Raw genomic sequence first — 22,048 nt, forward strand, 5'->3', positions numbered from 1 at the left:
TACACGTGCTAGCACACTCAAAAGCGCGTCTAGAGCGCGCTACACACTGCTAAACGACACTTTAGGAACTGAGAGTGGGTGTGTTTTTCGGCCCGGTGTTTCTGTTTCTCAAATGTGAACCCGTGACTAAAATGGGCAAATTCTCTCCGTCCACAACCACTCACGAGGTGAAACTCGTCACAGGAGAATCGAGAGGCGGTCAGAGCCGAGAACCGTATGGTCGAGATACACGGTTCGGCGGGCTAACCGTGGCTCGGCTGTGAATCGAATCGTGTCGTGGCGCTTTCCCGAAATGAGTTCGGGGTGTCTGCGCTCTTCTCTCGTTCTGAACAGGAGGAGATTGCTTGCCACATCTACTTCGTCTTCGCGGTGTTCGAGAATCCGGAGGTTCGTGACGAATCGTCTGGTTCGAGACGGTGGACTTTCTGACCAGTCGTACTCGGTCAGCACCCGGTTTACTCGGGTTTGCAGCGAGCTAAAATCGTCCTTGAAGTGATAGGAATCGGTGCTGAACGGCGCTGCTGTCCGCTCTCGCGTCAACCGAATCGGCACCCGATAGTCGATGTCTTCGGTCAAGCAATCGAGCCACGCCTCCAGCTCAAATTGGTCGAGGAGGGCGGCCTCGTCGTACAGGAAGCGGCGGCACTGGTGATACCGTCGCAGCTCCGCAAGTTCGTCTGCGGAATACTCCGGCTCCGTAACCATGGTTAATTTTCAGTCCATCCGATAATAAAGCTATACGTTGCCCGGATTCTCTCGGTTTTTGCAGGCCTGAGCAGGCGAACAACAGCCCTGCCAGCTGTCGAAATCACACGATTGAGCGAACGCCCACATCCGACTGCTACAAACCTTTAATACTTCTGTTCCGAAATCTTCCATAATGGTGAGTACAAATAAGGTGACAGCCGAGCAGCCGACCCACAGCTCGGAAGCCGATGAATTAGTGTCGGCAGTTCAGTTGGGGTTTGATCACGGGAAAGTACCCTTGCGGATATTCAATTCGGATGCCCTCCATCGCGCCGAACTCGACCGTATCTTCGGCCGGTCGTGGATCTTCGTCGGCCACGAGTCCGAAATCGCTTCACCAGGTGACTATCGGCTCAGATATATCGGAGAGAACCCGTTCATCTTCGTCCGTGATGAACACGAGGACATTCACGTCCTGTTCGACAGTTGCCGCCATCGCGGGGCGAAGCTCTGTCGCAGCGAGAAGGGAAACACCTCACACTTCCGGTGTCCGTACCACGGGTGGACCTACAAGAACACGGGTGAGCTGGTTGGTGTCCCCAAGAGACAACAGGGCTTTGGCCACCTCGATTTAGCCGAGTTCAGCCTACACGAACCGCCCCACGTCTCGAACTATCACGGGCTCATCTTCGCCTCGCTCGACCCGAACGCACCATCGCTTGCAGAATTCCTTGGCGACGCACGCTGGTATCTCGACCTCATCTTCGGGCTCATCGACTTGGAAGTCGTGGGCGAACCGGAGCGCTGGGAGACGGAAATCGACTGGAAGTCGCTGGCTGACAACAGCGCGGGTGACAACTACCATCTCCCCGTCGCTCACCGGTCTGCGATGACGACGGGGATTGGCTCGCAGTCGGCGACAAAACAGAAAGACGATTCGCTGCTCGCCATCTGCTGTGACGCGCTTTCGCTGAGTATGTACCAGATTCACGACACCGACTGGTACTGGGGCTACCCGCCGGAAATCGTCGAAACGTTTGCCCCGGACGGGCTGACCGATGCACAGCTCACGCTTGCAAAGGAGTCGAATACGACGGTCGCTACTGTCTTCCCGAACTTCACCTTCCACCACGGCTCGACGACACATGACCCGAACAAGCCGCCCCGGTCGTTCGTGACGATTCGGATGGTGCAGCCTCTCGCTCCCGGGCGGTCTGAGATTTGGAACTGGTTCCTCCTGCCGAAAGACGCGCCTGAGGCGTACAAACAGGAAGCGTACGACGCGGGCGTCGGCGCACGGAGTGCCTCCGGCGGCTTCACTGTTGACGACATCGCGATTCTCGATGGCATCGCAGAGCTTGCCCAGACGAGTTTCGCGCGAACGAAAAACCTTGAACTCGACTACTCGATGGGGATGTCCGACGGAAGCGAGGCCTCCCTCCTCGAAGACTGGGAGGGGCCGGGCGAGGCGTACGACCACGGCGGCGTGACCGACGTCAACCAGCTTCACTTCTACCGGAACTGGATTGACACCATGACGCAGGACTGATCGACTTTTTCCTGAAACACGCTGTTTTCACCCGAACGGCGTTTCGAGGAACGTAGAAAACGTGCGGTCATCGTAGTACGAAATTGCTTCCAGTTCGGCTGGGCCGAGGTGAATGGCGTAGCCGAGTTTCGGTGAGGCGAGTTCTAACGCCGGGCCAGCGTCCGTCACCACCCGTGTTAGCGTCACGTAGGCGTACTCGTTCGCAATCGTCACCCCGTCACGGCGGTCGAGTATCTCGTAGGTGGCCGGTTTCTTCTCAGAAGGGAGTGCAACGCCAGCGATGTCGAGCAGTCTGGTTGGGTCTTGCCAGGTCAGACTTTCGAGGGCGAGTGCGTCGAGATAAATCCGCCCGCCAGCGCTGGCGTCGATTTCCAGTCGCGTCCCGTTGTACGTCTCGACGACCGCAAGTTCGACGCCGTGCCCATTCGCCGTAATCGTAAACGCCGGTTCTCGCGAGCGAAACGAGTGCGACCCCTTCGATTCCATTGCCTGAGAGTAGGGCGAACAAGGGCATAATGATTTGTAATGAATAGGCCGACACCGACAGTTGCACGGTGCGTCAGGTTTCTGGCCCTCGCCACGGAATCTTTATCGAACGCAGTGGCGACTAGCACGACATGGTCGCTACGGAGGTGTACCTCCTCGCCATCCTCACGGCGCTTTGCTTCGGCGCGAATCAAGTCGCCGCGAAAAAAGGGTTCGAGGCGGGGGGGTCGTCGCTGTTGATCACCGGCATGGTAATCGGATTCAGCGGCCTGCTCTACTGGACCCTCCTCATCGTCTCGGTCGGACTGGGTACCGTGTTCAGTGGGCTGTCGCTGTTCGGAATTGGACTGTTCCTCGCGGGGGGTGTCATCGGAACCGGGGTCGCTCGCCTCTCCGTCTATGCAGGTGTCAAGCGCGTGGGTGCAAGCGTCAACTCCGCGGGAACGAACGTTCGCCCGTTGTTTTCGGCGATACTGGCGGTTGTGCTGCTCGGTGAAGTGCTCACGCCGGTACAGTCACTCGGAATCGTGATTCTCGTCGTCGGCGTTATCGTCCTCTCGCTGTCGAAAGGCGGGGACCTCCGCGGGTGGAAATTGTCCCAATTGGCGTTTCCGCTGGTCGCGGCCCTTGCTTTCGCCTCCGGGAACGTGATTCGGCGCTACGGGTACACAGTGACGACGGCCACTGCCGTCGAAGCCGCCGCGCTGAACGAGACAGCGGCGCTGGTGACGTTCGGCCTCTATGTGGGGGTTCGCTACGCGGGCGAACTCAATCGAGCGTTCGTCGCGCCGAGGCGGGTTTACGGGTACTTCTTCGTGGCCAGCATTCTGGCCGCCGTTGGCACGCTCTCGCTGTTTTTCGCGCTCTCGCTCGGTCCGGTGACGATTGTTGACCCACTCGTGGGAACCGCGCCGCTGTTCGCGCTCGTGTTCACCCACCGATTTTTAGGCGGCGTCGAGGGGGTAAACCGGTGGCTTGCACTCGGCGTGCTATTGGTCGTGGCCGGGGCTGGATTGATAACCGCGACGTGACGGAAACTGTGTGCGGTTACTCCACAGGTCGATGCGGGTCGTCAACCCCATCGAACAAGCCGCCCCACTTCTCGCGGAGGTCGGCAAGGAGTTCGGGGCGCGCACGCGAGACCTTCGGGAACTCATCTTTCCAGTGGTAGGGTCGCGTCGCGTCTAGTACCGCCCGTGAGTTCGTCAGGTCGCCCGCTTCTTTTCGCTCGGGGGGGATTGTCGGGTCGAGCGTGGTGCTCCAGCAGCCGTCGATGATGTGGATGTCCGTCGCCGGGTCACACCGCGTTGCGAGCGCCCAGAACACCTCGTCTTGATTGAACACGTCGATGTCGTCGTCTACGACCACGGTGAACCGGCCGTGATACCCGCTTCCGCGACCGGAGGCGGCGTGGACGCCAACCTGTTTGCTGTGTCCCGCGTACTGCGTCGAGAGCGACACGATTTCGAAAAAGCGCGGCCCTGCGGGTAACGAGTTGACCGCTTGGACGCCGGGCATGCCCGCGTTCTTGAGTTCCTTCCATAAGGTGGCGGCGGCGCGCATGTCGAGCATCCCCTGTGCGGGCGGCGGGAGCGGGAGCCACCCCAGATTAATGGGGTCGTTGCGGAAGTACACTCGTTCGACGGTCATCGGGATTTCCTCGTGACCAGTGCCTGCGTAGTAGCCCGTGAACTCGCCGAACGGCCCTTCCGGAACGAGCGCAGAATCGGGATAAATGAACCCCTCGAAGACGAGTTCGGCGTGCGCCGGAATTGGGAGTCCGGTGACGTCCCCTTCGATTACGTCGACCGACTCCCCGCGAAGCCCGCCCGCGTATTCGAGTTCATTGACCGTGGAGGGGAGCTGTTGGGTCGCCGCGTAGAAGATGTCGAGGGCGTGGCCGAGCGAGACGACCATCGGCGCGGGCTCGCCCCGGTCGAGGTACGATTTGCGGTTCCGGTTGCCGTCCATCCCGGGTGAGATGTACACGGTGACCGTGTCCGGCCCCTGCACTTGAACGCGATACACGCCAGCGTTTATGCCCCCGGTTTCGGCGTTGTTGGTAATCACCGCACAGCCCGTCCCGATGTACTGCCCGCCGTCGTCTTCGTGCCACCGGGGAGCCGGGAACTCGGTGATGTCGATGTCGTCGCCTTTGTGGACGTTTTCGAGTACCGGCCCAGACGAGACAAGAGTCGTTGGTGGCAGGTCGGTGACTTTCGCGTCTCGGTGGGCGACTATCGCCTCGCGCTTGCTTTTCGTTGGCTCGTATCCCATCCCGGCGGAGAACTGGAGCGGGGTGGTCGTCGCGTTCGAAAGCAGCCGATAACCCGGTTCGTGGCCGACGATGTTGTCGAACAGGAGCGCCGGAGACGGGCGCTGTTTTATCATGAGTTCGGTCAACCCGCCGATTTCGAGCTCCCAGTCTGCTCCGTCAACGACCTTGAGTTCGCCCTGTTCGTCCAGAAACTCGATGTACCCACGGAGGTCGTGGAAGCTCATCGTGCTCCCCGGATTCGGCGAGTGTGCGGGTTTCCGACTGGCGCACAGGTCGGTCTGAGAGACGCTGTGGTCTTCATTGCTGTTCGCTAGAGATTTTCTCGCAGTCCTCTTTAAGATTATGCGGCAGGTGAGCGCAAAACGCCCGCTGGCGGAGGATACTCCGTGTACCGCCTGAGAAAACTATAATTGGAATCGAGGTATTGTATAAGGTATATGAAAGATTTTGCGTACTGTAGTCCATCGTCTGTCGAGGGGGTGTGCGAGCTGTTAGCGACTTACAGGGGCCGCGCAACCGTGCTTGCTGGCGGCCAGAGTTTGCTCCCCGTGCTTCGGTTAGGCATGGCTTCCCCCGAGGTCATCATCGACATTAACAACCTCTCCGGATGCGACCACCTCCACGTCGACGGGGACCACCTCGCCATTGGCTGTCTCGTGCGCCACGCTGACGTTGCGCGCTCTGCGACGGTCCGAGACAACTGTCTCGTCCTCGCGGAAGTCGCCGGGGGTATCGGGGACGTACAGATTCGAAATCGCGGGACGATATGTGGCTCGCTCGCGCAGGCCGACCCCGCAGGCGACCCGCCGGTGCTGGCGACGCTATTGAACGCCGACATCGTCGCAACCGACGCTACGGGCGAAACCGTGTTCGAGGGAGACGGATTCTTCGCCGGACTGTTCGAGACCGAACTCGAACCAACGCAGCTCATCACCGAGGTCAGATTCCCCATCCTCACGGACGGGCAGGGGGCGGCCTACGAGAAGTGGGAGATAAGCGAGGGGGCGTATCCGGTCGCCACGGTCGGGGCGTTCGTCGAATTCGATGATGGGACGGTCACCGATGCCCGCATCGTGACGGGCGCGGTCGAATTCGGTCCGACGCGCTTTGCGGACGCAGAAGCCCTGCTCGTAGACGAGCGACCGGACGCCCAGTTACTCGAACGAGTGGCCGCGATCGTTCGGGATGACTCGAACCCAATCGAGGATGCTGAGGGGAGCGTGCGGTTCAAGCGCGAACTCGTCCGGACGCTCACAGAACGGGCGTTGACGACGGCCGTAAACCGGGCAACAGAGGCCGTACTCGCATGATGTCTGAACCCAATCCGTCGGTCGCGGTGACGATGACCCTCAACGGACAGGCGGTCACGGAGACGATTCCCGCACGGACGACGCTCTCTGAGTACCTCCGGGAGTACCGACGACTCACGGGAGTCCATCGAGGGTGTGAGACGGTGAAGTGTGGCGCGTGTACCGTGCTGGTCGATGGCCGCTCGGTCAAGTCGTGCAATATGCTCGCGGCGCAGGCCAATGGCCACGAGGTCACGACGGTCGAAGGCCTCGCAACCGATGGCCACCTGACCGCCATGCAACAGGCCTTTCTCGACAATCACGGCATGCAGTGTGGCTACTGTACGCCCGGCTTCGTGCTCGCGGCCATCGCGCTCGTAGACGAGAACGACGCTCCCTCAGTGGACGAGGTACGCCACGGACTAACCGGGAACATCTGCCGGTGTACTGGCTACACGAAAATTGTCGAAAGCGTGCTTGACGCCGCTGATCGAATGCGGGGTGACGACTCGTGAGCCGGTCGGAACTGACGTCCCACGAACGGGCGACAGAGCGCGACACGGCATCGGTCATCGGTGCGCGTGTCCCCAGCAAACTCGGGCGAAAGCTGGTTACGGGCCACGGCACATACGTCGATGACATCTCACTTCCCGGGATGCTCCACGGCCGGTTCGTCCGGAGCCAATACGCCCATGCGAGGGTGACGGCTGTCGATACGAGCGAGGTCGCCGCGATGGACGGCGTGGTACTCGTCTGGACTGCTGCGGACATCGACCCGTACGTCGAGCGCTTTGGCGTCCAGGTTCGAGACGAGGAGGCACTGGTCACGGATATCGCGCGATACGTCGGCGACGAAATCGCCCTCGTCGTCGCCGAAGACCGCAACACTGCGATTGAGGCGGCAGACCGTGTCCGCGTCGAGTACGAGAAACTCGATGTGGTGACCACAGCCGAAGACGCACTCGCAGAAGGCGCACCGCTCGTCCACCCGGAACTCGCCGCAGACGAGGAGTCGGGTGTCGTTGGCAACCTCGTCCGGGAGTACACGGTTCAGGCCGGGGACGTAGAAGACGCGTTCAAAACCGCCGACATCATCATCGAGGAATCGTTCCAGACCAACAAGACGAACCCGTGTCCGCTCGAACCCCACGGATGCGTCGCAGACTACAACCCCGGAACCGGCACACTGACGATATGGACGCCGAATCAAGCACCCCACCTGTTCGTCACGACCCTCGCAAACGCGCTCGTCGGCATTGAGTCAGGAGACATCGTCTGTAAGGTTCCCGACGTTGGCGGCGCGTTCGGCGTCAAAATCGAGTCGCTCACACACGAAGTGTGCGCCGCCGCGCTCGCACGCCACCTCGAACGGCCAGTCAAAATCGTCTTAGACCGGCTCGAAGACATGCAGGTCGGCCGCGGCCGAGCCGACGAATCGTTCGACGCGAAACTCGCGGCGACCAGCGACGGGAGACTGGTCGGCATGACCGTGGACATGGTACAGAACACGGGCGCACGCGTCGGATTCGGGCTGAACGTCGCGCTCAACCCGATGACGAACATCGACGGTCCGTACCTGATTCCGAATCAGCGTGCGACCGCGAAAGTGGTGTACACCAACCTCATGCCGTCCACCGCGGTGCGGGGGTTCGGTGACCCGCAGTTCACCTTCGTCCGCGAGCAGTTGGTGGACATGGCCGCGGCCGCCCTCGGGATGGACCCAATCGAGCTTCGTCTCAAGAACATCGTGACCAAAGACGAGATGCCCATTCGGACGCCGACGGGGCTGCTCTGGCAGAACATCGACCTCCCCGAGTGCGTGCGGCGCGTTCGCGAGATGATCGACTGGGACGCACACACGGGCGGGTATCGCACCGACGACGGGAAGCTCCGCGGCGTCGGCTTCGCCGCCCTCGTCAAGCGCAACGGAAACCGCAACTCGCTCGGATTCGACCTCTCTCAGGCGACCGTGCAGATGGACGTAAACGGCAGGGTCACGGTGCGCACCGGCATTGCGAGCATCGGGCAGGGCACGGAGACGGGAATCGCCCAAATCGTCGCCGAAACGCTCGGCGTCTCGGTCGAGCGGGTCACGCCGGTCGTGGGCGACACCGACAGCACGCCTTACGACTTGGGAGTGTGGGCAGACCGGGGAATCGTGTTCGCGGGGTCTGCAGCGGCCATGGCTGCCGAACAACTGAAAGAGACGATTGTCACGCTCGCCGCCCATCGGCTCGGTGTTGATGAGGCTGCAATTGCCCTTGCAGACGACCGCATCTTCGAGCGCGAGAACCCCGAAAACGGGCTTGACATCGAGGCGTTCGTCCGGTGGGCGCTGTTCGGCGGGCGCGAGAGCCGCCCGGCCGCCTTCCGTGACGGCGTGGTGTTACAGGGGCAGGCGGTGTTCGAAACGCAGGTTGCAACCACCCTCGACCCCGAGACGAACCACGGGAATCTCGGCCACTCCTACACGCACGGCGCGTTGGCCGTACTGGTCGAAATCGACCCGGGAACGGGTGATGTCGCAGTTATCGACGTTGCGGTATCAGAAGACCTCGGGCGGGTCATCAACCCGTCGCTCGTGGAGGGGCAAGTCCACGGCTGTATCGCCCACGCAATCGGTGACGCGCTCTTAGAGCGGATGGCGTACGACGAAACCGGCATCCTCCAGAACGGGACACTCGTGGATTATCACCTCCCGACGAGCGTTGACGTGCCCATGATTTCCAACATCAGCGAGGTTGAGTCGCCGGACCCAGCGACGCACTTCGGTCAACGCGGCGTGGGTGAGAGTTCGCTCCTCCCGGTCACCGCGGCGATTGCCAACGCGATTTACGACGCGACCGGGCTCCGCTTCTGTACGCTTCCCATCACGCCAGACCAGCTGCTCGTCCGCCTCATTGACGAAGGCGTGGCCTAACTGGCGTGTGGGGCCGGTGTTACGTTCTGACGAGAACTGCGAGGAGTACGCCGTAGACGAGCGCGGACAGCCCCATCACGGCGAAAATAACCGTGAAATTCGAGACGGCGAGGAGCAATCCGAGTGCGACGGGGGTGATGGTTTTGCCGAGGTTCTTTGAGATTTGGAACACGCTGACAACGCGGGCCCGGTAGGAGGCTTCGACGGAGTTTGCGACCGCATCGGCCAGAATTGGCCCCAACAGCGAATCGACGACCGACCAGAGGACGATGAGCCCGGCGAGCCACAGCACGGACGGCGCAAACGGGATGAGCGCGGTGCCAACGGACAAGCCAATGAACAGGACGGCCAACGCGGTCAGTCTGTTGAACATGCGGAGAAGCTGATTCGCAAAGGGCGAGATGACAACGCGGACGCTGAGGAGGGCCAGTACCGACCCGGCGGCGGCCGGACTCCCACCGAGTTCACGAACGACGAACAGCGGGAGGAACGTGAGGATTCCGAACATGAAGACGAAGCGGACGAAGCCGCCCAAGACGAGCATCGTCACGGTGAGGTTCATCACCTCGCTTGAATTCGAGATAAATTGCGCGAATCGGGTTCGTGAGAACCAGTTCCAACCAACCGAGAGGTGGGACACCCGCTCTAATTCGACCGGAGGGAGATAGAAATAGACGATGACGAACGCGAGAAACGCAGAGGCGTACAACAAAAATGCGTACTGCCAGAGGATGCCCGCGAGGAAGCCCGCAATCGGAAAGATGATGATTTGGTTGACGCCGTTCGCGCTCGCTCTGAACCCTTGGGCGGCAGACCCCCACTCGCCACTGTAATAGTCGCCGATGAGCGTAATCGTGAGCGGCATGATGCCAGCGAAGGCAATACCCTGGAAGAGTCGAAACAGCAAGATGAGCTGAAAACTGTCCACGAACGCAATGGCCGTTCCGCTCACACCGAACAGGAGGAGCGACGGGAGGACGACTGGGCGGCGGCCATAGCGGTCTGCGAGCGTTCCCATGATGGGTGAGATGAAAATAGCTGGCAGGGTGTAGACGGTGATGATGAGGCCGAGTTGCGCCTCAGAGAGCGTGAGCGCAGAGCCAAGCGCCGGGAGCGCTGGCGAGACGACGTTCGTCCCAGTGGTTGCGATAAACGTCATTATCATAATCGAGATCAGCCGCTTATCGGAGACCAACGAGACATACGAGAGAGATCGCTGGGACTCAGCCTGCTCCATTGATTCTAGTCATTACTCGAGGGGAGATACGGATTGCGGTGACGCTGCTTCCATCGCCCGCGAAATCGAGGGCTGTCTTTCGATAATTCGGTGGTGGCGCGTGGGTACGATGTCCGCCTGAGACTGTCTAAACGCAAGTAACCTGTGCGCAAGCGTGTCGGCTCGACGGAACGTATAACCACCAAACAAACGATATATGCTAGCATGGCAAAACGAATCATCGTCGGGATGACGGGTGCCACCGGGCAGATTTTTGGAGTGTCGGCGCTCGAACTGCTCCGGGACACTGCGTACGAATCCCATCTTGTCCTCTCCGAGGCCGGCGCGGTGACGCTGAAACAGGAACTTTCTGCCACCCCACAGGAGGTCATCGCCCTCGCCACTACGTCCTACCAGAACCGGGATATCGGTGCGTCAATTGCGAGCGGGTCGTTCGAGACCGCGGGCATGCTCGTCGCACCGTGCTCGATGAAAACGCTCTCGAACATCGCCCACGGCAACACCGGAAATCTGGTGACGCGGGCGGCCGACGTCACGCTCAAAGAACGACGGCCGCTGGTCGTGATGCCACGAGAAAAACCGTTCAACCGAATTCACTTGCAAAACATGCTGGCGGTCACGGATGCGGGGGGAATCATCATGCCACCGTTCCCGTCGTACTATCAGGGCACGAACCGCGTCGAGGAGACCACGCGACGAACCGTCGCTCGGGCGCTCAACCTGCTCGGCGTGGGCATCGAAATCGAGGAATGGCACGGCCTCTCTGGAGCTTCGACGACCGATTCGTAAACCCGAGCGAGAGCGCGTCTCACGCTCAGTCCGGGAATCGTCGGCGTTGGTTCGAGCGAAGTCGCACCACGAAATCTGCGGTGCGGGCTGCGACTTCACGCTCTGCACCCGTGAAAAAGTGGTCTGCCTCGATGGGATGGATTTCGACCACACTGGACTGGGTTGCCGTCAGGGCAATTTCGTTTGCCTCCTCTACCATTCTCTTATCCTCGCTGTCGTGGGGGAGCAGGAGGATGGGCACGTCGATGTGCGGCGTCCACTCAATGGTGGAACAGGCGCTTTCCGGCGCGCGGTAGGAGAGAAACGACGTCGCCGTCATGGGGATGTACTCGACCGTTCCGCCGACCGGTCGGGGAAGCGCAACGAGTTCGGTCCCACGGCCGGATTCAACGAGGCTCCGTGCGTTCTCGACGAACGACTCGTACGCGGCCGCTGCGTCGTCTGAAACCGCATCGAAATACGAGCGCGTCGTCCGTTCACGGATGTCGGCAAACGGGGCTGCGAGTACAACGGCCGTCACGTCTGCGTCTTTTCGCGTTCCTTGGTAGTAGGCGACCTCCGTCGCGGCGAGGCTCCGCCCCCAGAGGATGATTTCATCGCAGCCTCGGTCGCGGAGAAACGCCACCGCACCATGGATGTCCCGGTCGATTTCGTCGAATATCGAGCGTTCGTACAGCTTGCCACTGTTTCGTTTATTCACCGTTAGACAGTACGCCCCCTTCCTCGCAAGGGCGTGGGCGACGGCTGCGATTCCGCCACTGAGGGCAGAACCCCGTAATCCGTGCAGGAACACAATCCCCGTTTTCTGACCTTCCAACGTGGTGCGTTCACTGGTTAGCTGAAACCCGTCGAACGTTTGCCCGTCTTCTGCGACGTAGTTGATGGCTTCGAGGGTGATGTCTAGGGGCGTTGGCTCCATCGGTGCCATACCTGAGTGAAGGACAAACCAGTATAATATCCTTTGGCTGAACTCGGCTCCGAGCGAGAATGGCGGCCGCGACGGTGACTCACCACACCTTCCGAGAGACGTACGCGGCTTCGGGGTCGATGACCACATCGAGGACGGTGTGTCGGTCTGCTGTGAGTGCGTCTTCCAGTGCAGGGCGGAACGCTTCCGGGGTCTCGACGCGGACGCCGTTCACGCCAAAACCCCTTGCGATGGCGGCGAAATCGATGGGCGGATTTGTCGTCCCAACCTCCTCGTAGCCGCGGCTACGCTGGTAGTTCCAAATCATCCCGTACTTCGCGTCGTTCAACACCACCGTCACGGCGTTCGTGTCCGTCTCGACTGCCGTCGCAAGCTCCATCACGCACATCAGCATGCCCCCGTCACCGACGAGGTTGACGACCTGTCGGTCGGGGAAGACGAGTTTCGCGGCGTTGCCCGCGGGCACCGGAAAACCCATCGAATCGTACAGCCGCGAGTGTTGGAACGAATTGACGGCTCGAAACTCGAATGCGTCGTTCGGCCAGGCACCGCCCGCCGCGCCGGCGTCTCCGGTGACAATGACATCGTCATCAGCGACCGCTCGAAGCGTCTGGAGGACGAAGAGCGGGTGAATCGGCACCTGTTCACGAACCGCCTCGTAGTAGTCAGCAATCGCGTCTCGAACGCGCTCAGCCTCCGCGAGAACGTTCTCACGGTACTCGGTAGCCGTCTCGCCGGGGTCACGCTGTAGCTCATCGCGGGCAACGCGAAGCGTGGTGTGGAGGTCACCAGAGACGACGGCGAATGCCGGAATACGAGTCGGTTCTCGCGGGCCAGTTGCGAAAAACACGAGTTCCGCTTCGTCGGGCGTGCGGTCGTCAAGAACGGCGGCTTCGTGAGAGTCCACGCGGACGCCGAGCGAGAGCACCGTCTCGGCAGTTCTGAGCGCCACACTGGCAGCCGGATGGTCGGCCATTCCGACGCTCCCTGCGTACAGACGATGGTCGTTCGGGAAGGAATCGGGGTAATGGCGCGGACAGACGACGGGACAGTCGAGTGCCTCCGCGATGTCCACCACGATATCGCCCGCGAACGCTCGCGAGACGCCCTTGCCGACGTACAGGACGCGCCGGTTTCGTCCACGGAGCGCATTCAGCGCCGTCACCACCGTGTCCGGTGCGACCGGGGCGTCGTCGTGGTGCGTCCACGCAAAGCGTGACTCGGGGAGTTCGACCTCGCCCATGAGAATCTCCTCGTCAATGCCGACGAAAACCGGCCCGGGTCGGCCACTCGTTGCGACGTCAAACGCGCGATTGAGCGTTTCGGGGAGGCGTGTCGCGTCGTGTACCTGCGTGCTCCACTTGGTGGCGTCGTCGAACACGTGCGCGAGGAGGTGTGGGTCGTCAACTCCGTGCAGCGACTCGGGTGGCGCCGTCTCGGGGAGCACCGCGCTGATGCAGAGGACGGGCGACATCGCGGCGTACGCCTGTGCAATCCCGGTCAGCGCGTTCGTCCCTCCCGGCCCGGCAACCGTGAGAACGACCCCCGGGTCGCCGGTCAACCGACCGTACGTGTCTGCCATGACCGCTGCGTTGTACTCGTGGCGGGCGGTGATGACCGCCACACCGCGCGTTGTGAGCCCCTGGGCGATGCTTACCGTCTGATTCCCGAGCAGGGTGAACACGTGTGTGACGCCGTTTTCAGCAAGCACGCGCGCAACGGCGTCTCCTCCTGTTGCCATTGCTGTATGTTACCATGTGGGTGCTCAAAAAGCTACCAGTTTGTGTGAAGACACCTACCCGGGGCAGTGCCCACTCAGAACGCCGATTTCACGGTCGTCGATTCGGCGGCTGAAACGGGTTTAGTCGTCGGCCGGAGCCACGAGCGATTCGCGGACGACCTCACCTTTCTCGACGACGGCGTCGCCGTCGAGATAGACCGAACAGTTCTTCAATGCGATGTCGTAGTGGCAGTTCGTGTAGCGCTTGTCGTGAACGTTCGGGCCGGTGCTCCAGAGCATGTTCCCTTCCCAGACGCGCCCTTCGTTGGCACTGACGCCCGTCACGTCGGGTTTGCGGTCGTGGATTGCCATGTCGTAGAACGTTCCATTGGGATTCAGTCCCCAACCGAAGTGACTCGTCGCGTACACGTCCGCGTCGTCGTAACTCGCCATGTGTCCGCGCATCAACTCGGCGTCGCCGCCGTCACCGTTGATTTTGACGATCATGCTATCCTCGATGACGCACTCGACCTCGCTTTGGATGTAATCGCTGAACGGGACGACGTTGTAGTCGCCGGGGGCGATGACGACAGTTCCGTTCACCTCGGTTGGATAGTTCGACACCATCTGTTGGCCCCACACGTCCCACTTCCCTGGCTCATCAACGAATCCATAGGAGTCGAATGCGGTGTCGGAACGAACCTGCATCGTGACGTCGGTGCCGTACTCGGACGTGACTTGCATCTCCGTCGCGTTCGCAAGCATCTCAGCGTGGCGCTGGACCCGTTCTTTGACCGCGGCGGCGTCTGCCGCAGACCACGGCATCAGCCGCCGGAGGTAGAACGGTTCGCGCGCACCGACGCGGAGAATGCGTGTTCCCGCCCCTCGAATCTCGCCGCGTTCTGGGACGTGGATGAACCCTTCGAGGGTGAAATCGAACACCATGTCCGCCGCCTTGCACGCCTCGACCGGGCCACGCGAGAGGCGAAGCGTTCCGCCCTGTCCACCGGTAAGTTCGGAGCCGACTTCGTTGCGACCGTATTCGGGCACTTTGATTTCGAAGACATCGGCACCGAGTAGTTCCGCACCCGCAAAACACGCTCCGACGTACTCTCGCGGACTCATCACGTCTGTTACGACGGCAACCGTTTCGTCGGCTTGTACCTTACAGTGTTCCATCTGCCGAGCGAATAGCGGCACTAACAGCCCTGTCTCGACCATTATGACCTATAAATGGTGGTATACTTATCTAAAGATTATGTCTCATGTTGGCACACTATTGTTTCTAAGCCAATTTTCTGGCGCGAACTATCCGCCGTAACGCCGGTCTAACGGCAATTACCCGGCATTTCGAGGTGAGCGAAATTCCTATCCATTCGAGCGGCGAGTACAGCAGTATGTCACTTCGTATTGGCTTAGTCGGCTGTGGAACCATTGGTACGGAACTCTCGACTGCGATTCTCGACGGGACGCTTGACTGTCGCCTCGCCTGCGTGCTCGATCCGGGCGGCGAACGGTGCGCTGCCCTCATCGAGCGATTCGATGCCGACCCGCCGATGCGCGTTGAAACGGTGGCGGAACTGGTCGCCGAGGTTGACCTCGTGGTCGAGGCTGCGAGCCAAGCCGCGGTGGCCCAAATCGGCGTCCCGGTTTTGGCACAGGGACGTGACCTCTTGGTGTTGAGCGTGGGGGCATTGGCCGATGCACCGCTCAGGAGACGCCTCTTCGAAACCGCAGACCGCTCCGGGGCAACGATTCACATTCCCTCTGGCGCAATCGCCGGACTCGATGCCGTGAAAGCAGCGGCGCTCACGGATGGTCTCGACACGGTTTCGTTGACCACGACGAAGCCTCCCGCTGGACTTGCGGGTGCGCCGTATCTCGTAGAGAACGACATTGACCTTTCGGGGCTTACCGACCCGCGGGTCGTGTTTGAGGGCGTTGCGACCGTCGCCGCGAAGGCGTTTCCTTCGAATATCAACGTCGCAATGGCGCTCAGTCTCGCGGGAATCGGCCCCGATAAGACGCGCGTTCGCATCATTGCCGACCCAACCGAGGAGACCAACGTCCACCGAATCGACGCGACCGGTACGGTGGGTGAGATTCACACCGAGGTGAGAAACGTGCCGTCACCGACCAACCCGAAAACCAGCTATCTCGCTGCCCTCTCGGCTATCGAAAAACTCCGCAGTTTGGAAGCCACCGTTCGCGTTGGTACGTGAGATTCCGCCCTTACGGGGTTTGTCTGCTCGTCGGCCTACTGGCTCTCTGCGTCGTCAAGAAGACGCCACGCCTGATTCAGTTCGATTCCGTCGTACAACTCACGGACTTTTTCGGTGAGCGGCACGTTGAGTCCGAGTGCTCCGGCGAGGGCCAGCGTTTTGTCGAGGTCGTCAGCCACCCAGTCGTCCGAGACTGCGCCCCAGCGATGGAGCGCGTAGTTATCCCCAGAACCGCGGGTGAGTGCGTCGAGCAACACCTCTGATTCGATACCGAAGGCTTTGGCGACTCGAACTGCCTCCACGTTTGCGAGGTGACACGTCCAAAAGAGTTGATTGTTGACTAATTTCCCGCACTGCCCAGCGCCGACCCGCCCGAGATGAACGGTCGCGCCGATGGCGGCCTCAAACATCGGGGTGAGCCGCGCTACGACGGTGTCAGGCCCGCCAAAGAGGGCGACTGCCCCTCGGTCGGGAATCAGCGGCCCGCGGGCAATCGGCGCGTCCACGAGGTCACCAGAGGATTCAAAGCGGGTCGCCCAGTCGGTGCAGGCGTTGGGATGAACCGTGCTTGTGATTGCGACGGTGACGGTGCCGGTTGCCCCAGTTGTGACCCCGTCCGGCCCGAACAGCACGGATTCGACCTGTTCGCTCGTTCCAACGACGACCACGACAACGTCGCTCTCTTTGGCCACGGCTGCGGGCGAGGACGCGGGTCGTATCGGCCCTCCCACAACGTCTGCAACTCGCTTGTCGTCAACGTCGAAGCCGACGACATCGAACCCTTCCTCGGAGAACGCCCGTGCCATGAGCGCGCCGAGACTCCCCAGTCCGATGATTCCGACCGTTTCCGTCATTGGTCATACTTCATCACGAACCGGTAATACTCTACCGCCAAGTCACGTTTGCGTGTACCAGTCGATAACTATAGGTATGTGTAAGATTTACATACTATGAAGTTCGATGAGTGGTGCTCAAAAGCTAGAACACGCGACCCTTCGCGTCACGAACCTGCCCGAAGCAGTCGTTTTCTACACCGACGTGATGGGGCTGGTAGAACTCTCTCGGCTGGACGGGAGAGTGTATCTTGGAACCGGTATCGACGAACACTACGACCTCGCTGTCGAGGAGGGCGGAACCGGTGTCGAGCACTTTGCGATTCGGGTTTCTGACGAAAGCGTCCTTGACGACTACGCTGAGCGGTTAGTAGCGCGAGGGATATCGACGGCGCGCCACGACGGAACCGAACCGGGGCAGGATGCGGGACTTCGTTTCACGCTCCCGAGTGGTGTCTCGATGGAATTCGTCGTCGTTCCGAAGCGACGGTACGCTCACGTCACTGAAGGTGGCGCATCGAAAACCGACTGTGGGCCGGTTGATTTAGACCACATCACGCTGGCAACGTCAAGTCCGAAACGAGACGCTGAATTCCTCCGCGACGCACTTGGCTTTCGCATCTCTGACGCGGCCGAACAGCCCTCCGGGGAATGGGGGCTCGCGTTCACTCGATTCGGTGCGTATCACCACGACGTTGGGCTTATCCAGTCCGACAACGACGCGTGGAATTTGTTTCACCTCGCCTGGACGTTTTCGAGCTTTGACCACATGAAACTGTTCGCCGACAATCTCGCCCGTCACGGATATCCCTTGGAGATGGGGATGAACCGCCACTACTTCGGCGACAACCTGTTCGCGTATTTCCGCGAACCGGGTGGAAACCGCTTTGAAATCACCGCCGAGATGGCGACCGTTGACGAGGATACACCGACGTACATCCATACGGCCGCGAGCGAGCGCGAGAACGTCGTCGCCGCATGGGGTGGGATTGCGCTGCCAGAGTCGATGAAAGAAGGCATGTAGGCCTTCCACTAAATACATATTTTTTGACATGTTCACCGATACCGAACAGTAAAGAGTCGTTACAGCCTATATTGTATATGCAAGATGGAAACCAGGGACGTGGGGTTCCGGTGAAGTCCGTCGATGTGGCGTTCACCGTCGTCCAGACGATCCAAGACCGTGGTGGTGCCGGTGTCACGGAGGTAGCCACGGAACTCGGCGTCGCAAAGAGTACGGCCCACAACCACCTGACGACGCTCGAACGCCTTGGCTACCTCGTCCGTGAAGACGACGTGTACCGCGTTGGCTTTCGGTTCCTCGACCACGGTGGGTACGCACTCACGAACAACCGCTGGTATCATCCGGTGAAAGCCAGAGTGAGCGAAATCGCCCAGAATACGGAAGAGCTCTGTCAGTTCGCAATCGAAGAACACGGCGTTGGTGTGATTGCGATTCGAGAGGAGGGGGCACACGCAATCCAGACGGAGTTACGCATCGGGTCGCGGTTGAAGCTCCATCATTTCACCGCGGGGAAAACCATCCTTGCGGCGATGTCACCCGAGCGAGTCGAGGAGTTGATCGAACGCCACGGCCTTCCACCGAAGACGAGCAAGACGATAACTGACCCTGATAAACTGCGCTCAGAGCTAGCCGAAATCAGAGAGAAGGGGTACGCATTCGACCGCGAAGAGCACGTAAAGGGCGTCCATGCAATCGGCGTCCCGTTGAAACTAAACGATGGTCACGTCCTCGGGGCGCTGAGCATTGCCGGTCCACCACGACGATTTTCCAACGAACGAGCGATAGAGATGGCAAACCACCTCCTCGGTGTGGCCGAAGAACTCACGTTCAACTTGCGTCTCCCCTCGTAATGTCTGCTTGTGGTGCTCGGTTCTCCCACCATTCGGTTTTTAATTAAGGTGGCATTACCCGTTTGTATCTCACTGTTTTATAATAGAAAACACCGCGTTTCTGCCTGAATTGGCAGTGTTTCGCTGTAATACAGGACAATCTCCGCTGTTTGTGCCATCCTGTCGGTTCAGTATTAGTGAACGAGGTGCGCGGCCTCATCCCATGAGAGTTCGGTGCCATAACAAAAGTACGGTTGTTATAGAATGCTGGCGAAACCGTTAGAGAATGAGACTCCTCAGTGCTCGGTCACTAGCAACTAGTTTCTCGTTAACTCCGAAATTGGTGCCCAATCGGCTCAGTATCACGGGCAATTAAATTATAATTAATTGCCCATCTATCTCTTCCCATTTTATAGAAAAATTACAATCATCCGCTCTGGCGAAAAAGGCGGTGTATCGAAGGGTAGCTAGCAACAACGGAACTGTCATGCAGAGCGTATCGAATCCCACGCTCAATGCGTGGTTCGCTGGTACTGCTTCAAATCGTGCGCGAGGGTGAGCCGAACCCGAACCGTGTCGCTGCTGTTGCTATCTGTCTCTTGCTTCGTTCATAAATCGCCGACAGCTCGGGATCGAATACGCGACGTCGAACGAGTCTTCGATGAACTGTTGGACAAGCGGTGGCGTCCACTCACCCGCATCGTAGCCCGCGGTTGCCGGTGTCGCTTGTAACGCTCGCTCTAGTGTGACTCGCTGGTCGTCTGTGAGCTTTCGGGGGCGCCCGCTCCGATGCTCGTCGGTGACTGCGTCTGTGAGCGACCCGTGTTCGAGGCGCTTGAGCCACGCGTAGATAGTCCTGCGTTCGACGCCGTACCAGTCGGCGAGTTCGGTCTGGGTAACGCCGTTTTTGTACGCAATTGCGGCCAGCAGCCGTTGGGTTGGCTTCTTCCCCTCGACCTCCTCGAGGGCCCGGTGCAAGTCCGCCATCGAAATCCTGTCGAGATGCTCCATAGGTACGGATATATTTTCGAGTAAATAGTTTTATTGGTTTCTGCGTCGCTCACGCAAGGTTGTGTGCTATGTGCTGGTGTCTTTGCTCCCAGAATCTTGCCTACTAATATATAGAGGCGACATAACTAGTCAGTCACACTTCAGTCTCAGCGAGGAGACTGTCATCCTCGACTCGCGGTCGTGTAGCCGCTTTCGGGATTGTAACCGACGGTCGATATGCCTTCGGTTCAACTGTTTCGAACGCTCCTGCCACCGTATGGATGACTGCCCATGGAATGAGTATCAGCAATCCGAACGCGGTCACCCACACGACGAACAGGAACAGGAGTTCAAGTACCATTCTGTTCCCGTCGTGTGTCTGTTCTGTGAACGGTCTCAGATCACGTGGAACGTTTCCATCGCGGCGGCGTTGCCGGTGATCATCACGACCAGTGCTGCGAGAAGCAGCAAGAGCGTGATGAGTCGTGGGCTCAGTATCGTGGTCTGAAGCGGTGCAATCGAATGGGTTTGGGTTGATTCTTGCATTGTGTTTTCCCCAACTAAAGCCACGTCAATGGAGGGGAGATATGTTAGCTGATAAACATTTCTATCGGCCAGTTGAGTGAAATTCTGTTGCCTAAAAAAGGTGGAATGACTGGGGGCGATATGGGCGACCCGTGGCGAGACTGCACCGCATCACGACGCCACTGGCGCCAGTATTGGTGGCCGTCAACAACCGTCCAATCCCCTACCAGATACGGCTTTGTCGCTGCTCGACGTCTTAGTAGGGAGATGACCGCAGTGGCGTCATCTACGAGTACGAACAGTGCGATGCGCTGGCATCCCATCACTGTACCCGTCTCACTGTCGTCATTGTTTGACCATACTCTCGGGCTTTTATGGGATGTATCCTTCGACAATATTGACTTTCCTAGAATACGATGATATATCGGCAGAACTCGCACCAGTAGGTCTTTTTCTCGCCACGCTTCGTACCGTGAGCCAATGGACATCGCCGAAGCACTCGCCGCGGACGCCGGACTTGTCTGCGTGGTCGGCGCGGGTGGGAAGAAAACGACGCTCTATACGCTTGCAAACCGCCTTTCGCGTGCCATCGTCACGGCCACGGTTCGCATCCCGATTTTCGATGCTGAGGTGGGTGACGTCGTCGTTACCGGTGACCCCGTTTCCGCGCTCGACTCGTCGCACGACTGGCCGCTTGGCCTCGTCGCCGCACGTAAACGCGAAGACCGGTATGAGGGCTACGACCCTGCCATCGTCGACCGTCTCGCGGCCGCGACCGACGCACCCGTACTCGTCAAAGCAGACGGCGCACGCACCCGGTTGCTCAAAGCGCCGAACGACCGCGAACCCCAACTACCCAAAACTGCAGACACGGTCATCCCCATCGCCAGCGCGCGCGCCGTCGGCAAGCCGCTCGCAGAGACGCACGTTCACCGCCCAGAGCGCGTCGCGGACGTGACTGGAACCGCGCTCGGCCACGAACTCACGCCAGTAGATGTCGCAACCATCCTCGCCAGCGAACAGGGAGGATTGAAAGGCGTTCCAGAGGGTGCGACCGCTCTCCCGCTCATCAACATGGTCGATACCGAGGCGCTCGAAGCGGTGGCCCGTGAGATTGCAGACGAAGTGCTCGCACGCACAGACGTGCCGCGCGTCGTTCTCGCGCAGATGACCAGCGAGACGCCGCTCGTCGCCGTAATTGAGCGATGAGCCGAAGCTGTCTGTCGATATGAATGTTAGTTTCGAACTAAGCGCTACTGTCTGTGTTATAGACACATAGTTGGGAAGAATTAATCCGCTATTGCGGCAGTATTCTCCTAAACACCTGCCAACTAGTCACTTTTATGACACCCCTTTCTCTGTGAGTTATCGGCGTGTAGTCTATGTGTTTTTCGAATGAGTGTCTGCAAAAATATATTAATTCATTCGACATTTGTAACTAAATAATAACGTCTGAGCGCACATTACCGATTACTTGTCATGCAGGAGCAAAGCTTCACTGACAGTGACGTTGGAAAGCGCGTTGTAGATGCACACGGTAACGAAGTCGGGATGGTCGCTGCGGTTCGTGATGGGATGGCCTACGGCAACCCAGAACCCGGGGTGTTCGACAAACTGCAAGCCAAGCTCGGCTGGGAGGACAAAGACGAAGAGACCTACCCGGTTCAGACGACCAACGCAGACCGAATTACCGACGACGAAATCCACCTCCGCAAGTTCTAACTGCGGGGGTTTCAGGGAC

Annotated in this window: 21 protein-coding genes; 11 read left to right on the plus strand and 10 right to left on the minus strand. The window is 59.7% G+C overall.

Features of this window, described 5'->3' with window-relative positions; genetic code table 11:
* Positions 1–177 precede the first annotated feature (177 nt).
* Positions 178–705, minus strand: coding sequence for an aromatic-ring-hydroxylating dioxygenase subunit beta (locus V5N47_RS10750; RefSeq protein ID WP_338727450.1), 528 nt, complete (start codon positions 703–705; stop codon positions 178–180).
* Between the two features lie 280 nt (positions 706–985).
* Here V5N47_RS10750 and V5N47_RS10755 point away from each other — a divergent pair, with 280 nt between their 5' ends.
* Positions 986–2,236 (plus strand): aromatic ring-hydroxylating dioxygenase subunit alpha, encoded by a 1,251-nt coding sequence (locus V5N47_RS10755; protein ID WP_338727452.1) that lies wholly within the window; start codon positions 986–988, stop codon positions 2,234–2,236.
* A gap of 27 nt (positions 2,237–2,263) precedes the next feature.
* Here V5N47_RS10755 and V5N47_RS10760 read toward each other — a convergent pair whose 3' ends face one another.
* Positions 2,264–2,722 carry a hypothetical protein gene (locus V5N47_RS10760; RefSeq protein ID WP_338727453.1) on the minus strand — a complete coding sequence of 153 codons (459 nt, stop codon included), beginning with the start codon at positions 2,720–2,722 and terminating at the stop codon, positions 2,264–2,266.
* A gap of 131 nt (positions 2,723–2,853) precedes the next feature.
* Here V5N47_RS10760 and V5N47_RS10765 point away from each other — a divergent pair, with 131 nt between their 5' ends.
* Positions 2,854–3,753, plus strand: a complete 900-nt coding sequence (locus tag V5N47_RS10765) for a DMT family transporter (protein WP_338727455.1) — start codon at positions 2,854–2,856, stop codon at positions 3,751–3,753.
* Positions 3,754–3,769: 16 nt separating this feature from the next.
* On the opposite strand, the gene V5N47_RS10770 is transcribed toward V5N47_RS10765, so the two are convergent.
* On the minus strand, positions 3,770–5,224 hold the full coding sequence (locus tag V5N47_RS10770) for a UbiD family decarboxylase (protein ID WP_338727456.1): 1,455 nt from the start codon (positions 5,222–5,224) through the stop codon (positions 3,770–3,772).
* Between the two features lie 213 nt (positions 5,225–5,437).
* Here V5N47_RS10770 and V5N47_RS10775 point away from each other — a divergent pair, with 213 nt between their 5' ends.
* The 3 genes from V5N47_RS10775 to V5N47_RS10785 are packed head-to-tail and all read left to right on the plus strand — an operon-like array spanning position 5,438 to position 9,209.
* Positions 5,438–6,310 carry a xanthine dehydrogenase family protein subunit M gene (locus tag V5N47_RS10775; RefSeq protein ID WP_338727457.1) on the plus strand — a complete coding sequence of 291 codons (873 nt, stop codon included), beginning with the start codon at positions 5,438–5,440 and terminating at the stop codon, positions 6,308–6,310.
* Positions 6,307–6,804, plus strand: a complete 498-nt coding sequence (locus tag V5N47_RS10780) for a (2Fe-2S)-binding protein (RefSeq protein WP_338727459.1) — start codon at positions 6,307–6,309, stop codon at positions 6,802–6,804. Before V5N47_RS10775 ends, V5N47_RS10780 begins: the two co-directional genes overlap by 4 nt.
* Entirely contained in the window at positions 6,801–9,209 is a 2,409-nt protein-coding gene (locus V5N47_RS10785) for a xanthine dehydrogenase family protein molybdopterin-binding subunit (RefSeq protein WP_338727461.1), read from the plus strand. The genes V5N47_RS10780 and V5N47_RS10785 overlap by 4 nt, the downstream gene beginning before the upstream one ends.
* 19 nt (positions 9,210–9,228) lie before the next feature.
* On the opposite strand, the gene V5N47_RS10790 is transcribed toward V5N47_RS10785, so the two are convergent.
* A complete protein-coding gene (locus V5N47_RS10790; RefSeq protein ID WP_338727463.1) occupies positions 9,229–10,368 on the minus strand; it encodes an MFS transporter in 1,140 nt (379 codons plus the stop codon).
* A 282-nt stretch (positions 10,369–10,650) separates the two neighbouring features.
* Between V5N47_RS10790 and V5N47_RS10795 the strand changes: the two genes are divergently transcribed.
* Positions 10,651–11,235, plus strand: coding sequence for a UbiX family flavin prenyltransferase (locus tag V5N47_RS10795; RefSeq protein ID WP_338727465.1), 585 nt, complete (start codon positions 10,651–10,653; stop codon positions 11,233–11,235).
* Positions 11,236–11,260: 25 nt separating this feature from the next.
* On the opposite strand, the gene V5N47_RS10800 is transcribed toward V5N47_RS10795, so the two are convergent.
* The 3 genes from V5N47_RS10800 to V5N47_RS10810 all read right to left on the minus strand — a co-directional run bounded on the left by V5N47_RS10800 (position 11,261) and on the right by V5N47_RS10810 (position 15,104).
* The gene (locus tag V5N47_RS10800; protein ID WP_338727467.1) at positions 11,261–12,163 is read right to left on the minus strand and encodes a hypothetical protein; all 903 of its coding nucleotides are present in this window, start codon (positions 12,161–12,163) and stop codon (positions 11,261–11,263) included.
* Between the two features lie 79 nt (positions 12,164–12,242).
* Positions 12,243–13,904, minus strand: coding sequence for a thiamine pyrophosphate-binding protein (locus V5N47_RS10805; protein ID WP_338727469.1), 1,662 nt, complete (start codon positions 13,902–13,904; stop codon positions 12,243–12,245).
* A 120-nt stretch (positions 13,905–14,024) separates the two neighbouring features.
* Positions 14,025–15,104, minus strand: a complete 1,080-nt coding sequence (locus tag V5N47_RS10810; protein ID WP_338727470.1) for a hypothetical protein — start codon at positions 15,102–15,104, stop codon at positions 14,025–14,027.
* A gap of 176 nt (positions 15,105–15,280) precedes the next feature.
* Here V5N47_RS10810 and V5N47_RS10815 point away from each other — a divergent pair, with 176 nt between their 5' ends.
* Entirely contained in the window at positions 15,281–16,105 is an 825-nt protein-coding gene (locus V5N47_RS10815) for an aspartate dehydrogenase (protein ID WP_338727472.1), read from the plus strand.
* A 35-nt stretch (positions 16,106–16,140) separates the two neighbouring features.
* Here V5N47_RS10815 and V5N47_RS10820 read toward each other — a convergent pair whose 3' ends face one another.
* On the minus strand, positions 16,141–16,959 hold the full coding sequence (locus V5N47_RS10820) for an NAD(P)-binding domain-containing protein (protein ID WP_338727474.1): 819 nt from the start codon (positions 16,957–16,959) through the stop codon (positions 16,141–16,143).
* 106 nt (positions 16,960–17,065) lie between these two features.
* On the opposite strand from V5N47_RS10820, the gene V5N47_RS10825 reads away from it, so the two are divergent.
* Together V5N47_RS10825 and V5N47_RS10830 are read left to right on the plus strand one after the other, a co-directional pair.
* A complete protein-coding gene (locus V5N47_RS10825; RefSeq protein WP_338727475.1) occupies positions 17,066–17,962 on the plus strand; it encodes a VOC family protein in 897 nt (298 codons plus the stop codon).
* 77 nt (positions 17,963–18,039) lie between these two features.
* Entirely contained in the window at positions 18,040–18,813 is a 774-nt protein-coding gene (locus V5N47_RS10830; protein ID WP_338727476.1) for an IclR family transcriptional regulator, read from the plus strand.
* Positions 18,814–19,380: 567 nt separating this feature from the next.
* Here V5N47_RS10830 and V5N47_RS10835 read toward each other — a convergent pair.
* Together V5N47_RS10835 and V5N47_RS10840 are read right to left on the minus strand one after the other, a co-directional pair.
* Complete coding sequence (locus tag V5N47_RS10835; RefSeq protein WP_338727477.1) at positions 19,381–19,803, minus strand: helix-turn-helix domain-containing protein; 423 nt, start codon at positions 19,801–19,803, stop codon at positions 19,381–19,383.
* Positions 19,804–20,178: 375 nt separating this feature from the next.
* Positions 20,179–20,328 carry a hypothetical protein gene (locus V5N47_RS10840; protein WP_338727478.1) on the minus strand — a complete coding sequence of 50 codons (150 nt, stop codon included), beginning with the start codon at positions 20,326–20,328 and terminating at the stop codon, positions 20,179–20,181.
* Positions 20,329–20,787: 459 nt separating this feature from the next.
* On the opposite strand from V5N47_RS10840, the gene yqeC reads away from it, so the two are divergent.
* Both yqeC and V5N47_RS10850 read left to right on the plus strand, forming a co-directional pair.
* Positions 20,788–21,516: a selenium cofactor biosynthesis protein YqeC gene (yqeC, locus tag V5N47_RS10845; RefSeq protein WP_338727480.1), complete on the plus strand. Its 729-nt coding sequence runs from the start codon at positions 20,788–20,790 to the stop codon at positions 21,514–21,516.
* 270 nt (positions 21,517–21,786) lie between these two features.
* Positions 21,787–22,029 carry a PRC-barrel domain containing protein gene (locus V5N47_RS10850; RefSeq protein ID WP_338727482.1) on the plus strand — a complete coding sequence of 81 codons (243 nt, stop codon included), beginning with the start codon at positions 21,787–21,789 and terminating at the stop codon, positions 22,027–22,029.
* Positions 22,030–22,048 lie beyond the last annotated feature (19 nt).

The organism is Haladaptatus sp. DJG-WS-42 (assembly GCF_037198285.1).
GTDB lineage: Archaea > Halobacteriota > Halobacteria > Halobacteriales > Halococcaceae > QDMS2.

Bases quoted from the DNA above. Each gene is read 5' to 3' on its own strand.
- V5N47_RS10750 (WP_338727450.1), bottom strand. From the start codon at position 705: ATGGTTACGGAGCCGGAGTATTCCGCAGACGAACTTGCGGAGCTGCGA.
- V5N47_RS10760 (WP_338727453.1), bottom strand. From the start codon at position 2,722: ATGGAATCGAAGGGGTCGCACTCGTTTCGCTCGCGAGAACCGGCGTTT.
- V5N47_RS10765 (WP_338727455.1), top strand. From the start codon at position 2,854: ATGGTCGCTACGGAGGTGTACCTCCTCGCCATCCTCACGGCGCTTTGC.
- V5N47_RS10770 (WP_338727456.1), bottom strand. From the start codon at position 5,224: ATGAGCTTCCACGACCTCCGTGGGTACATCGAGTTTCTGGACGAACAG.
- V5N47_RS10775 (WP_338727457.1), top strand. From the start codon at position 5,438: ATGAAAGATTTTGCGTACTGTAGTCCATCGTCTGTCGAGGGGGTGTGC.
- V5N47_RS10780 (WP_338727459.1), top strand. From the start codon at position 6,307: ATGATGTCTGAACCCAATCCGTCGGTCGCGGTGACGATGACCCTCAAC.
- V5N47_RS10790 (WP_338727463.1), bottom strand. From the start codon at position 10,368: ATGACGTTTATCGCAACCACTGGGACGAACGTCGTCTCGCCAGCGCTC.
- V5N47_RS10795 (WP_338727465.1), top strand. From the start codon at position 10,651: ATGGCAAAACGAATCATCGTCGGGATGACGGGTGCCACCGGGCAGATT.
- V5N47_RS10800 (WP_338727467.1), bottom strand. From the start codon at position 12,163: ATGGCACCGATGGAGCCAACGCCCCTAGACATCACCCTCGAAGCCATC.
- V5N47_RS10805 (WP_338727469.1), bottom strand. From the start codon at position 13,904: ATGGCAACAGGAGGAGACGCCGTTGCGCGCGTGCTTGCTGAAAACGGC.
- V5N47_RS10810 (WP_338727470.1), bottom strand. From the start codon at position 15,104: ATGGTCGAGACAGGGCTGTTAGTGCCGCTATTCGCTCGGCAGATGGAA.
- V5N47_RS10815 (WP_338727472.1), top strand. From the start codon at position 15,281: ATGTCACTTCGTATTGGCTTAGTCGGCTGTGGAACCATTGGTACGGAA.
- V5N47_RS10820 (WP_338727474.1), bottom strand. From the start codon at position 16,959: ATGACGGAAACGGTCGGAATCATCGGACTGGGGAGTCTCGGCGCGCTC.
- V5N47_RS10825 (WP_338727475.1), top strand. From the start codon at position 17,066: ATGAGTGGTGCTCAAAAGCTAGAACACGCGACCCTTCGCGTCACGAAC.
- V5N47_RS10830 (WP_338727476.1), top strand. From the start codon at position 18,040: ATGCAAGATGGAAACCAGGGACGTGGGGTTCCGGTGAAGTCCGTCGAT.
- V5N47_RS10835 (WP_338727477.1), bottom strand. From the start codon at position 19,803: ATGGAGCATCTCGACAGGATTTCGATGGCGGACTTGCACCGGGCCCTC.
- V5N47_RS10840 (WP_338727478.1), bottom strand. From the start codon at position 20,328: ATGCAAGAATCAACCCAAACCCATTCGATTGCACCGCTTCAGACCACG.
- yqeC (WP_338727480.1), top strand. From the start codon at position 20,788: ATGGACATCGCCGAAGCACTCGCCGCGGACGCCGGACTTGTCTGCGTG.
- V5N47_RS10850 (WP_338727482.1), top strand. From the start codon at position 21,787: ATGCAGGAGCAAAGCTTCACTGACAGTGACGTTGGAAAGCGCGTTGTA.